The 12,332-nt window shown below is 73.0% G+C and carries 12 protein-coding genes and 1 tRNA gene; 7 read left to right on the top strand and 6 right to left on the bottom strand.

Annotation, left to right across the window (positions count from 1 at the left end):
- Positions 1-6: 6 nt before the first annotated feature.
- Complete coding sequence (locus ACFWAR_RS07845; protein WP_385774230.1) at positions 7-657, bottom strand: hypothetical protein; 651 nt, start codon at positions 655-657, stop codon at positions 7-9.
- Positions 658-841: 184 nt separating this feature from the next.
- Here ACFWAR_RS07845 and ACFWAR_RS07850 point away from each other — a divergent pair, with 184 nt between their 5' ends.
- Positions 842-1,660 (top strand): nuclease-related domain-containing protein, encoded by an 819-nt coding sequence (locus tag ACFWAR_RS07850; RefSeq protein ID WP_385774232.1) that lies wholly within the window; start codon positions 842-844, stop codon positions 1,658-1,660.
- A gap of 190 nt (positions 1,661-1,850) precedes the next feature.
- Here the strand turns inward: ACFWAR_RS07850 and ACFWAR_RS07855 are convergent, their stop codons facing one another.
- Both ACFWAR_RS07855 and ligD read right to left on the bottom strand, forming a co-directional pair.
- Positions 1,851-2,804 carry an ATP-dependent DNA ligase gene (locus tag ACFWAR_RS07855; RefSeq protein WP_385774425.1) on the bottom strand — a complete coding sequence of 318 codons (954 nt, stop codon included), beginning with the start codon at positions 2,802-2,804 and terminating at the stop codon, positions 1,851-1,853.
- Complete coding sequence (ligD, locus tag ACFWAR_RS07860) at positions 2,804-3,727, bottom strand: non-homologous end-joining DNA ligase (protein ID WP_385774234.1); 924 nt, start codon at positions 3,725-3,727, stop codon at positions 2,804-2,806. The genes ACFWAR_RS07855 and ligD overlap by 1 nt, the downstream gene beginning before the upstream one ends.
- A gap of 31 nt (positions 3,728-3,758) precedes the next feature.
- Here ligD and ACFWAR_RS07865 point away from each other — a divergent pair, with 31 nt between their 5' ends.
- Entirely contained in the window at positions 3,759-4,892 is a 1,134-nt protein-coding gene (locus ACFWAR_RS07865; RefSeq protein WP_385774236.1) for a Ku protein, read from the top strand.
- Positions 4,893-4,974: 82 nt separating this feature from the next.
- On the opposite strand, the gene ACFWAR_RS07870 is transcribed toward ACFWAR_RS07865, so the two are convergent.
- Both ACFWAR_RS07870 and ACFWAR_RS07875 read right to left on the bottom strand, forming a co-directional pair.
- Complete coding sequence (locus tag ACFWAR_RS07870) at positions 4,975-5,307, bottom strand: DUF6479 family protein (protein WP_385774238.1); 333 nt, start codon at positions 5,305-5,307, stop codon at positions 4,975-4,977.
- A 63-nt stretch (positions 5,308-5,370) separates the two neighbouring features.
- A complete protein-coding gene (locus tag ACFWAR_RS07875) occupies positions 5,371-6,369 on the bottom strand; it encodes an XdhC family protein (protein WP_385774240.1) in 999 nt (332 codons plus the stop codon).
- A gap of 244 nt (positions 6,370-6,613) precedes the next feature.
- On the opposite strand from ACFWAR_RS07875, the gene ACFWAR_RS07880 reads away from it, so the two are divergent.
- Positions 6,614-7,567 carry a nuclease-related domain-containing protein gene (locus ACFWAR_RS07880; protein WP_385774242.1) on the top strand — a complete coding sequence of 318 codons (954 nt, stop codon included), beginning with the start codon at positions 6,614-6,616 and terminating at the stop codon, positions 7,565-7,567.
- Between the two features lie 137 nt (positions 7,568-7,704).
- Here the strand turns inward: ACFWAR_RS07880 and ACFWAR_RS07885 are convergent.
- Positions 7,705-7,776 (bottom strand) — tRNA-Arg (locus tag ACFWAR_RS07885).
- A gap of 105 nt (positions 7,777-7,881) precedes the next feature.
- Between ACFWAR_RS07885 and ACFWAR_RS07890 the strand changes: the two genes are divergently transcribed.
- From ACFWAR_RS07890 to ACFWAR_RS07905, 4 genes are all read left to right on the top strand, one after another.
- On the top strand, positions 7,882-8,376 hold the full coding sequence (locus ACFWAR_RS07890; protein ID WP_385774427.1) for a response regulator: 495 nt from the start codon (positions 7,882-7,884) through the stop codon (positions 8,374-8,376).
- Between the two features lie 10 nt (positions 8,377-8,386).
- Positions 8,387-9,430: an ArgS-related anticodon-binding protein NrtL gene (gene nrtL, locus ACFWAR_RS07895; RefSeq protein ID WP_385774244.1), complete on the top strand. Its 1,044-nt coding sequence runs from the start codon at positions 8,387-8,389 to the stop codon at positions 9,428-9,430.
- Between the two features lie 48 nt (positions 9,431-9,478).
- Positions 9,479-10,870, top strand: a complete 1,392-nt coding sequence (gene lysA / locus ACFWAR_RS07900) for a diaminopimelate decarboxylase (protein WP_354382849.1) — start codon at positions 9,479-9,481, stop codon at positions 10,868-10,870.
- 150 nt (positions 10,871-11,020) lie between these two features.
- Entirely contained in the window at positions 11,021-12,325 is a 1,305-nt protein-coding gene (locus ACFWAR_RS07905; protein WP_385774246.1) for a homoserine dehydrogenase, read from the top strand.
- Positions 12,326-12,332: the final 7 nt, after the last annotated feature.

Below are 12,332 nucleotides of genomic sequence, written 5' to 3' on the forward strand. Positions count from 1 at the left end.
GGCGGGTCAGGCCTCGGTGCGCCCGCGCCGCAGCATCGCGAAGCCCAGGCCCGCCGCGCCGACGGCCGCCATGCCGCCGCCCGCGGCGATCAGCAGCGCGCCGTCGTCGGGCGCGCCGGTCAGCGTGCCGAGCCGCAGGGCCACGGTGCGCTCCGCGCCGGAGGCCGCGCCCGCGTCCGCGGTCGTGGACGTGCGCAGGCCCGTGGACGGGGTGACGGTGGCGGCGTCGGCGAAGCCGGTGCGCCGCGCGGTCTTGTGGCCGTCGGCCGAGGAGGACAGCGCGGCCGGTACGACGCCGTTCCCGTCGGCGGACCACGAGGAGATCCGGCCGTCGGGCTGGAGGGCGAGGCGCAGCCCGTCCGCGCGGCCGTAACCGGGGGCCCCGGCGCGGCTGCTGAGCGTGGAGACCTTGGACCCGTCCCGCAGGATGTCGGCCTGGTAGGCGCCCTGGGCGACCCGGTAGACCCGCGCGGTGGACGTGCCGTCCGCGAGGGTCAGGCTCTTGACGAGGACCCGCTGCGGGGCGGTCGCGGCCTGGGCGGACGTCGCGGCGGGCAGCCCGTCGGCGAGCGCGGCGGCAGCGGGCAGCGCCAGCAGGCTTCCGGCGCAGGCGGTCACGGCGGCGGCGCGAACGATGGTGCGTCGGACGGTGCTCACGGGATTCCTTCATCGCAGGTCAGGCCCTGGCGTGTCCAGGTGGCATAAACGTAGGCCGCGGCCGTTGCAGTTCCGTGGTGGCTTTGTAACAGCGAGGCGGCAGGGTCCCGGCGGAGTCGTTACACAACCGGGGGATTGCCGCGCGCGGCCGCGCCTGCTCCCATGGACGGCGGGGGTGAGGGAGATGCGTGATCGTGAACGGGAACACGGCCTCGGGCTCGGACTCAAGGTGCTGCCCGACCGCGGCCGATTGTGGGTCAATCTGCCCGACGGGCGCAGCGTCGCCTGGTACGACCGCCCGGCCGGGCGGGTCAGCGTCCTATCGGACCGGCACCGGGACGCGGCGCTGGCGGTGTTACGTCCCTACCTGACCGGAACCTGGACCGTCGGCCCGCCCCCCGTGCCCAGCGCGGCGGACCTGGCCCGGCTGTCCCTCCACCCGGACGACGACCTGGCCCCGAACCGCCCCGGCGAGGCCCTGCTGGGCGAGCTGGAACACGGCGCCGCGGGGGCCCGTACCCGCCACCGCATGCGCCCGGACCTGCTCGCCCAGGAGCGGGTGGGGGCCGAGCTGGACGCCCTGGAGGGCGCGGGCTGGCGGGTGCTGCACGCGGTGCCGCTGCCGGGGGCGGGCCGGATCGACCACCTCTTGATCGGGCCGGGCGGGGTGTGGTGCGTGCGCGCCGTCGCGGGCCGCCGGCAGCGGGTCCACGTCGGCGACCTGCTCGTCACCGTCGGCCGCGCCGAACCCCGGCCGGACGTCCGCTGGATCCGCCGGGCCGCCGAGCGCGCGACGCACGCGCTGGTCACCGCGGTCACCCCGGCGCTCGTGGTGGTCGAGTCGAACCGCCTGGAGAAGGTGCCGTCCCTGCGCGACGTGGCGGTCCTGGAACCGGCCACCGCGGCCGCCCGCCTCACTCGCGCCCCGGCCACCCTCAAGCCCTCGGACACGGAATCCCTCTTCACAACAGCCCGCAACCGCCACACCTGGTCCCAGGTCTGACCCCGACGCCCCCGGACACCCCCGAGCCCAGCCCCCTCCAGCCCCGCCGGCGTTTGAGGCGCCCCCGGAGGGACGGTCGAGGACGGGGGCTGGGCCCGCACCCGGGGCTCGGGCAGAGCCCCCTCCAGCCTCGCCGGCGTTTGAGGCGCCCTCGGAGGGACCGATGCCGCACGGCCCCCACCGACCCGCCTCACCAGGAGCCCCGCACCCGCAACACCTCCGGCGGCGGATGCCGCCCGGACGCACACCGGACCTCGACCGTCAGCGGCGGGTCGACCCCCCGGTACGGCACCTCGCCGAACCCGATCGCGGTCACCGTCCCGCCCCCCGGATCCCCCCGCCCCCGCGCCGCGGCATGCGCCGCGGCCAGCGCCACGGCCACCTCCACCCGTACGGCACCGCCCAGCGGACTGGACACGAGGGGCGCGTCGAGATCCGCGTCCGGCACGGCATCGACGTCCCCGTCCCCCTCACCGTCCCCCTCCCCGTCCCCCGAGAGCACCAGCACCAGCGCCACCGGCCGCGCCGCCGTACCCGTGTACCCGATCACCGCGGCATCCCGCGTATCCGTGTGCCGGAGCTTCTGCCAGCCCCGCCGGCCCGTCGGATACGGCTGTTCCAGCCGCTTGATCACCAGGCCCTCGATCCCACTGGCCGGCAGGGTCTCGTACCAGGTCGCCGCCAGCGCCGGATCGGTCGTCATCGGCACCGGCTGGAGCGGCGGCCCCAACGGCAGCAGCAGATCGACCAACAGCGCCCGGCGCCGCTCGTACGGCCGCGCCCGCAGGTCCAGCCCGGCCAGCTCCAGCACGTCGAAGGCCGCGTAGGACGCCGGCAGGCTCCTGGCCAGCACCACCGCCCGGGCGGCCGTCGCCGCGGCCCGCCGCTGGACCAGCGCGAAGTCCGTGCGGCCCGCGTGCCAGACCACCACCTCGCCGTCCAGCGTGGTGCCGGCGGGCAGCTGCCGCGCCGCGGCGGCCAGATCGGGGAAGGCGCTCGTCACCACCCGCCCCGACCGGGCCTGCAGTTCCACGCCCTCGACGGTCCGCCGGACCACCAGCCGGTGCCCGTCGAACTTCGGCTCGTACGCCAGCCCCGCCCCCCGCGGCAGCTCCCGCACCGCGGTGGCCAGCGCGACCCGGATCACGGCGCACCCGCCCTACGGCCGCCGGTGCCCGGCAGCGCCCGCGCGCGGCCGGGGTCGGTCAGCGGTGCGAACAGGTCCCCGTCCCGCGCCAGCCGCGCCACCACCTCGTCGGCGAGGAAGACCAGCGCCCCGGGGTCCCGGCCCCGCACGCCGTCGGCCACCTCCGCCCACGCCACCGGCGCGGACACCGTCGGCAGCGCGCGCGCCCGCAGGGTGTAGGGCGCGGCGGTGGTCTTGGCGGCCGCGTTCTGGCTGTGGTCGACGAACACCTTCCCGGGCCGCAGCGCCTTCGCCATCCGGTGGACGACCAGCTCGGGCAGCGCGCCCTCCGCCTCCCGCGCGAGCGCCTTCGCGTACGCAGACACCCGCTCGGACGCGGTCGGCTCCAGCGGCACCGACAGGTGCATCCCCTTCGAACCGGAGGTCTTCGCGTACGCCTCCAGCCCGTCCGCCGCCAGCCGCTCCCGCAGCCACAGCGCGACGGCGCAGCACTCCACCACGCCCGCCGGGGCCCCGGGGTCGAGGTCGAGGACCAACCGGTCCGCGACGGCGGGCCGCCCGGTGGTCCACTGCGGCACGTGGAACTCCACGACCAGGTTCGCCGCCCACACCAGCGTCGCCAGATCGCCCACCACGACCTGCTCGGCGAGCTGGTCCTCGGAGCGCGGCACCCGTACGGTCTCCACCCACGCGGGCGTGCCCGGCGGCGGGTTCTTCGTGAAGAACCGTTGGCCGTCCGGCCCGTCCGGATAGCGCAGGAACGACACGGGCCGGTCGCGCACATGGGGCAACAGGGCGCCCGCGACGCTGGCGTAGTAGTGCAGCACCTCGCCCTTGGTGAAGCCGTTGCCCGGATAGATGACCTTGTCCAGGTTGCTGAGCGCGAGGCGACGCCCCTCCACCGTTGTGATCGGCGTCATACGATGAGATTGCCACGAAACAGGAGGAACCGTGCGATCCATTTGGAACGGGGCCATCTCCTTCGGCCTGGTCAGCATCCCGATCAAGCTCGTGAACGCCACCGAGAACCATGCGATCTCCTTCCGGCAGATCCACACCGCCGACGGCGGCCGCATCCGCTACCGCAAGGTGTGCGAGCTGGACGGCGAGGAGGTCGGCTCGGCCGAGATCGGCAAGGGGTACGAGGAGGCGGACGGATCGGTCATCCCGATCACGGACGAGGACCTCGCGACGCTGCCGCTGCCCACGGCCAAGACGATCGAGATCGTGACCTTCGTCCCCGCCGCGCAGATCGATCCGCTCCAGATGGACGCGGCGTACTACCTCGCGGCGAACGGCGTCCCGGCGGCCAAGCCCTACACCCTGCTGCGCGAGGCCCTCAAGCGCAGCGACCGGGTCGCGATCGCCAAGTTCGCGCTGCGCGGGCGCGAGCGGCTCGGCATGCTGCGCGTGGTGGACGACGTCATCGCCATGCACGGCCTCCTGTGGCCGGACGAGATCCGCGCGCCGGAGGGCGTGGCACCGGAGACGAAGGTGACGATCCGGGAGGCCGAGCTGGACCTCGCGGACGCCCTGATGGCCACGCTCGGCGAGGTGGAGGTGGCCTCGCTGCACGACGACTACCGCACGGCGGTGGAGGCCATGCTGGCGGCGAAGTCGGAGTCGGGGGAGGCCGTGACCCCGGCGCAGGCACCGGAGACCAGCGGGAACGCGCAGGTCATCGACCTGATGGCGGCCCTGGAGAAGAGCGTACGGGCGGCCAAGGCGTCGCGCGGCGAGACGGCGGAGCCGGAGTCGGATTCGGATTCGGATTCGGAGACGGCGACCGAGGCGGAGGTCACCCCGATCCGCCGCCCGGCGGCCCGCAAGAACGCCCCGAAGACGGCCGCGGCCCCCAAGGCGGCCACCGGCAAGAAGTCGACGGCGGCGTCGCCGACCGCGAAGAAGGCCTCCGCGACGAGCACGACGAAGGCGACGAAGAGCACGTCCAAGACGACGGCGAAGGCGCCTGCGAAGACGCCTGCGAAGACGGCCAAGGCAACGACCAAGGCAACGACCAAGGCGGCGACGAAGGCCACGTCCACCCCGAAGAAGGCCGCCCCCCGGGGCCGCACCTCGGCCTGACACGAACGTGGTGGTGGGCGGCCCCGAGGGCCACCCACCACCACGTTCCACGTTCTACGTTGCGCCTTCGACGCCGCTGCCCTCAGGGAGCGGCGGGCCGGTGCCAGGTCGTGTACGGGGCGTCGCGCGCCGCCTTGACCTCGTCCGGATGGCTGGAGGTGGTCGAGCCGAAGTTCCCGTACCCCTGCATCTCGTGCGGCCGCAGGCCGCCCTTGGGGATCTCGACCGGTTCCCGCTCCTCCAGCAGCTCGTAGACCGCGCCGCCGTCCGGCAGGTGCGGCTGGCTCTCGGGAGTGGGGGGCGCGGGTTCTTGCGCCCGGACCTTCTTGCCCATCCAGAACGCGCCGATCAGGAAGCCGACCACGGCAATCCCGACGACCAGGAACCACGCGATGTCGCTCAGGGTCGTTTCCATGTCGGATCTGTACCCGTGCTCGGCCCACGCCATACCCAAGAAATCATGACGAATCAGTAGAAACTATGAATTTATGGGCCCATCCGTGTCGCGCAGCGCCCCCGTGCCCCGCGGCGCACTGCCCCGGGAGCTCAGCACGCCGAGGATCTCCGCGCAGATCGCGAGCGCGGTCTCGGCCGGGGTCCGGGCCCCCAGGTCCAGCCCGATCGGGCCGTGCACCCGGGCCAGCTGCGCCTCGCCCACCCCGTCCGCCAGCAGCCCCTCGCGCCGCCGCGCCTGCGTCTTGCGGGAGCCGAGCGCACCGACGTACGGGATCCCGCTCGCGAGCGCGCCCCGCAGCGTCGGGACGTCGAAGTCCGGCTCGTGGCTGAGCATCACCAGGCACGCGCCGTCCCGGCGGGCCTCCAGCACCTTGGCCGCCCCGGCGCCGTCGTCGACCAGCACGGCGTCCCAGCCCAGCAGCAGGGCCTGGCGCTCGATGACGCGCGCCAGCTCGCCGCCGCCGCCGATCACCAGGCAGGGCGCGGAGGGGTACGCCTCGACGAGCACCAGCCCGGACTCCCCGTACAGCGCGTCGCGCCCCGCCCGGTGCGTGCCCAGCAGCTCCGAGGCCCGCCGCTCCGCATCCGTGGTGGGGGCGTCGAGCGCCCGTACGACCTCGCTGACGGCCTGGTCGGCGGCCTCGTTCAGGCGCGTCACCAGCGCCACCCCGACGCCCTCGGCCAGCAGGTCCCACCACGCGGCCGGCACCGCCGACAGCGGCTGGAGCAGGATCTCGGCCTGTCCGCCGCAGGTCAGCCGCGCCTCCACGGCCTCCGCCCCGCGGACGGACACCTCGCACACCCGGGCGCTCTCCCCGGCCCCGACCGCCCCCGCCTCCGCGACGAGCTCGGCGTCGAAGACCCCCCGGTACAGGGCCCCCACGCACTCCCCGCGCGGATCGACGAGCACCGCCCCACCGGCATCCCGGGGCCCGAACCCCTGCTCGGTGACGGGCCGCGCCAGAAAACCGGCCCGCCCCTCCGAGATCCATTGCCGTGCCGCCTCGGCCAGCTCACGCATGCCTGCCACCTCGATCGCCGTAAGACTCCCGATCCACAAAGTGCCAGGTCAGCGGCACGATGCAGCCTGCTCCAGATCCTAGGGACCCACCCCCCTCCCCCCAAGGCGCAAAACCGCCGATCCGCCCCCCACCCACTCGTACGTCCCGCCGGAACCCGATCACCCGCGCAGCTGCCGGCGGTCTTGCCGACCTGGCCCCCAGGTGTTGGCATGTGTGGGGGGACGGCACGCAGGGGGGCGGCTGATGAGCGATCTGACGGTGCATGCGTGGAAGCGGCACGGCAGGGACCGGCTCTACGTGAACCTGCCGGACGGAACGGCTGTCGCCTGGGCGGATCGAGCGACCAGGACCGTCACGATCAAGGTTCGGACATACGAGAACGAAGCCCTCACCCTTCTCCGGCGACATCTGGGGGAGGATCTCACCGTCGTCTCCACCCCGACGCCCGTTCAAGAGCCCCGTCCCGCCGCCCCACCTCCGCAGCGAGCACGCCCCACCACTGCCACACCGCAACGCCGACCCGAACGGCCGGCGCCTCTCCCGCCCCTCAGCCCCAGCGAAGACCTGTCGCGCAACCCTCCCGGCGCCGGTCTCATCGGAACCATCGCGGTACGGGGCCCCTCGACGGCCCAACGGCTGAAGGCGAAGTTGCTGCGGCAGTCCTCGGATTGGGACAGCTGGTACACCGGACTGGAAGGCGAGCGCTACGTCGGCCGCGAGCTGGAGCGCCTGTCACCGCTCGGTTGGCGGGTGCTCCATGGCATCGAGAAGGGCAACGGTGGCGACATAGACCACCTGTTGATCGGACCCGGGGGCGTGTTCAGCGTCAACACCAAGATGCATCGGGGCGCCAAGGTCTGGGTCGGCGACTCGATGGCCAAGGTCAACGGCGGCAAGCCCCAGCCCTACGCGGCGGCAAGCCGATCCGAAGCCGCATTCGTGCGCAGGGTGCTGGGGCGGTACTGCGCCTTCGACGTGCCCGTCGAACCGGTCCTGGTCTTCGTCGGCATCGCGTCCCTGGATCGTGCGGTGACGCAGCACTCCGTCCGCATCTACCGGGACCGGGAGGTGGCCGCCCTGGGACCGCTCACCGGCAGGCTCACCTCGGACCAGGTGGACCAGGCGTACTCCGTCGCTCGCCACCGGCGCGTCTGGCTCCGAGCCGACCCGACCCGTCCCGGAGAAGACGACGCGTGAACCCCCGCTCCCACAACCGCTCGTACGCGTCGGCCACATGGCCCGGGTGCACGGGGCAGCGCCCGGCCGCACATACGCGAAGACCCCGTTCTCAGCGTTGCCGCTGATGGCGGGGTCTTTGGGCACTCCTTGCGAAGTGCCCCCGGCAGGATTCGAACCTGCGCACACGGCTCCGGAGGCCGTTGCTCTATCCCCTGAGCTACGGGGGCGTGTCATCCGCTGTGCGGCGACGGGTTGAACACTACCAGCTTCCACGGGGTGATCAGGAACCCGTTTGCGGGGGAGGAGGGGTGGGTCGCCCGGACGGGGTGGAAGTGGCAAAAACCCGGACGCGGGGGCTTAGGGCGACCTACTCTCGAGTTGTGTCAGGCGCCTCGGGTCGGGTGCTTGTTGTCGACGACAACAAGGTCATCCGGCAGCTGATCAAGGTCAATCTCGAGCTGGAGGGCTTCGAGGTCGTGACCGCGAACGATGGTGCCGAGTGCCTGGACGTGGTGCACCGGGTGTGTCCCGATGTGATCACCCTCGACGTCGTCATGCCGCGGCTGGACGGGTTCGGGACCGTCGCCCGGTTGCGGGCCGATCCGCGGACGCGGTTGGTGCCCGTCGCGATCGTCAGTGCGTGCAGCCAGTACGAGGGGCAGTCCGGGACCGTCGCGCAGGTGGACGCGTTCCTCGCCAAGCCCTTCGAGCCGACCGAGCTGGTGCGGGTCGTGCGGCGGCTCATCGAGCGCAAGCGCGGCGCTGGCGGGGGCCGGGGAGTTCACATGGCGAAACCGGTTCGCGTCAGGGGGGACCTTCTCCCCTAGGGTGGGTCCCGTGACCCCCGCTGACCTCTCCCGTACCGTCGTGCGCGCCGTGCGCTGCGCCGTCGAGGACGGGGAGCTGGGCGCCGGGGCGGTCGTGCCCGAGCGGATCGTCGTCGAGCGGACCCGGCCCGGAGGAGTGGGGGAGTACGCCACCCCCGTCGCCCTGCGGCTGGCCAAGGCGAGCGGACGCGCCCCCGCCGAGGTGGCCGGTCTGCTGGCCCGGCGGCTCGGTGGCGTGGCCGGGATCCGGCACGTGGACATCACCGGCCCCGGATTCCTCAACTTCACCCTCGACGCCCCGGGCGACGCCGATGACGTGGTGCGGTCGGTGCGGGCCCGGGGGAGTGCGTACGGGTTCGCCGAGCGCCCCCGCGCCGGTGCCGCGCCCGCCACCGACCGGGAGCCCCGCGCCCGCGCCGTGCGCGAGGCCGTCGGGCGGCTGCGGGCGGCCCAGGGCATGCCGGACGAACCCGGGCCGCGGCGCGTCGTGCCCCCCGCGCGGGCCGACGGGGACGTCGTCCGGCGCTTCGGGGCCGACGCCGCGCGCTGGGGCATGCTCGCCACCGACCCCGCGGGGCCGCCGCACTTCGGTCCGGTCCTGCTCGTACAGGGCGAGGCCAATGAGTTCTTCCGGGTCCGGTACGCCGCCTCGCGCGCCCGGGCGCTCGTTCGCAACGCCGCTCAGCTCGGCTTCGACCCCGCGGAGCCTTCGGAGCCTGCGGAGCCCACAGACCTCACGGACCCCTCAGTCCCGGCCCCGCACCCCGAAGCCGACGCCGACACCTCCGTCGACGCCGCCGCGCTGCTCGGTGCGCTGCGCGAGTACCCGCTCGTGCTGGAGGCCGCCGCGCACCACCGGGCGCCCGAGCGGCTCGCCCGTCACCTCGTCGTGCTCGCCGACGCCCTCCTCGACTTCCAGTACGACGTGTTGCCCAAGGGGGACGAGAAACCCTCGGCCGCCCATCGCTCCCGGCTGGCACTCGCCGACGCCGCCGGGACGGTGCTGGCCGGTGGCCTGACCCTGCTCGGCATCGGCGCCCCCGACGTGGTTTAGCCGGGTGCGCCGCTCCCATGGACTTGTAGAAGGAGAAAGAGAAGCGCCATGAGCCGTTCCGCACACCCCGCCGGTCCCCGTTACGCCGACGTCCTGCCGGAGGGCCACTACGCCCCGCCGGCCGCCGACCTCAACGTGCTCCCCGAGAAGGTGTGGTCCCGGACCGTCACCCGCGACGGCGACGGCGTGGTCAGCGTCGGCGGGATCGAAGTGACCCGGCTCGCCGAGGAGTTCGGCACCCCGGCCTACTTCCTCGACGAAGAGGACTTCCGGGCCCGCTGCCGCGCCTGGGCGCACGCCTTCGGGCCGGGCGCCGACGTCTTCTACGCGGGCAAGGCGTTCCTCTCCAAGGCCGTCGTGCGCTGGCTGAAGGAGGAGGGGCTCAACCTCGACGTGTGTTCCAGCGGCGAGCTGGTCACCGCGCTCGCCGCCGAGATGCCCGCCGAGCGCATCGCCTACCACGGCAACAACAAGTCGGTCCCCGAGATCCGCCGCGCCGTCGAGGCGGGCGTCGGACGGATCGTCCTCGACTCCTTCCAGGAGATCGTCCGGGTGGCGCACGTCGCCGCCGAGCTGGGGGTCCGCCAGCGCGTGCAGATCCGCGTCACCGTCGGCGTCGAGGCCCACACGCACGAGTTCATCGCCACGGCCCACGAGGACCAGAAGTTCGGCATCGCGGTCGCCGACGGGATGGCCGCCGAGGCCGTGCGCCGGGTGCTCGGTCACGAGAGCCTCGAACTGATCGGCATCCACTCCCACATCGGCTCGCAGATCTTCGACATGGCCGGCTTCGAGGTGTCCGCCAAGCGCGTGGTGCAGCTGCTCGCCGCCGTGCGCGACGAGCACGGCGTCGAGCTGCCCGAGATCGACCTCGGCGGCGGCCTCGGCATCGCCTACACGGACGGCGACGACCCGCGCGAGCCGCACGAGATCGCCAAGTCGCTCACCGAGATCGTCGCGCGCGAGTGCGAGGGCGCCGGGCTGCGCGCGCCGCGCATCTCCGTCGAGCCCGGCCGCGCCATCGTCGGTCCCACCGCCTTCACGCTCTACGAGGTCGGCACGATCAAGCCGCTGGAGGGACTGCGGACGTACGTCAGCGTCGACGGCGGGATGTCGGACAACATCCGCACCTCCCTCTACGACGCCGAATACAGCGTGGCCCTGGTCTCGCGCCGGTCCGACGCCGAGCCGATGCTCTCGCGCGTCGTCGGCAAGCACTGCGAGAGCGGCGACATCGTCGTGCGCGACGCCTTCCTGCCCGCCGACCTGGCGCCCGGCGACCTGATCGCCGTGCCCGCGACCGGCGCGTACTGCCGCTCGATGTCGAGCAACTACAACCACGCGCTGCGTCCGCCGGTCGTCGCCGTGCGTGACGGCGCCGCCCGCGTGATCGTCCGACGTGACACGGAGGAAGATCTCCTGCGCATCGACGTCGGATAATGAAATAACCGTCTCACTCAATGGACCAAGGATGGAAAGTTCTGTCCATTGAGTGAGACTTGTTCACACCTGGTGCGCAAGACCGCGTGGCGGGGGCTGATGGACGGATCGATGCAGAGATCGATCCGTGGATCGAAAGGTTTGGGTCGAATGATGCGTACGCGTCCGCTGAAGGTGGCGCTGCTGGGCTGTGGAGTGGTCGGCTCAGAGGTGGCGCGCATCATGACGACGCACGCCGACGATCTGGCGGCGAGGATCGGCGCGCCGGTCGAGCTGGCAGGTGTCGCCGTGCGGCGGCCCTCCAAGGTGCGCGAGGGCATCGACCCCGCGCTCATCACCACCGATGCGACCGCCCTCCTCAAACGGGGTGACATCGACGTCGCCATCGAGGTCATCGGCGGCATCGAGCCCGCCCGCACCCTGATCACCACCGCCTTCGAGAACGGCATCTCGGTGGTCTCGGCGAACAAGGCGCTGCTCGCCCAGGACGGCGCCGCCCTGCACGCGGCGGCCGACGCGCACGGCCGCGACCTCTACTACGAGGCCGCCGTCGCCGGTGCGATCCCGCTGGTGCGCCCGATGCGCGAGTCCCTCGCCGGCGACAAGATCAACCGCGTGATGGGCATCGTCAACGGCACGACGAACTTCATCCTCGACAAGATGGACTCCACCGGCGCCGGCTACCAGGAGGCGCTCGACGAGGCCACCGCCCTCGGGTACGCCGAAGCCGACCCGACCGCCGACGTCGAGGGCTACGACGCCGCCGCCAAGGCCGCGATCCTGGCCGGCATCGCCTTCCACACCCGCGTGCACCTCGACGACGTCTACCGCGAGGGCATGACCGAGGTCAGCGCCGCCGACTTCGCCTCCGCCAAGCGGATGGGCTGCACCATCAAGCTGCTCGCCATCCTGGAGCGCGCCGCCGACGGCCAGTCCGTCACCGCCCGGGTCCACCCGGCGATGATCCCGCTCAGCCACCCCCTCGCCTCGGTCCGGGAGGCGTACAACGCCGTCTTCGTCGAGGCCGAGGCCGCCGGACGGCTGATGTTCTACGGTCCGGGCGCGGGCGGCGCGCCGACCGCGTCGGCCGTCCTGGGCGACCTGGTGGCCGTCTGCCGCAACAAGCTCGCGGAAGTGACCGGGCCCGGCGAGTCGGCGTACACGCGGCTGCCCGTCAGCACCATGGGCGAGGTCGTCACCCGCTACCACATCAGCCTGGACGTGGCCGACAAGCCGGGCGTGCTCGCCCAGGTGGCGACCACGTTCGCGGAACACGGTGTCTCCATCGATACCGTTAGGCAGCAAGGACGTCCCGACGGGGTCGGCAACGAAGCCTCCCTCGTCGTCGTCACCCACCGCGCGCCCGACGCCGCCCTCTCCGGGACCGTCGAGGCACTGCGGAAGCTGGACACCGTTCGCGGTGTCGCCAGCATCATGCGTGTTGAAGGGGAGTAAGGGACCC

This window comes from Streptomyces sp. NPDC059917, assembly GCF_042730635.1.
In the GTDB taxonomy this organism is placed as follows: domain Bacteria; phylum Actinomycetota; class Actinomycetes; order Streptomycetales; family Streptomycetaceae; genus Streptomyces.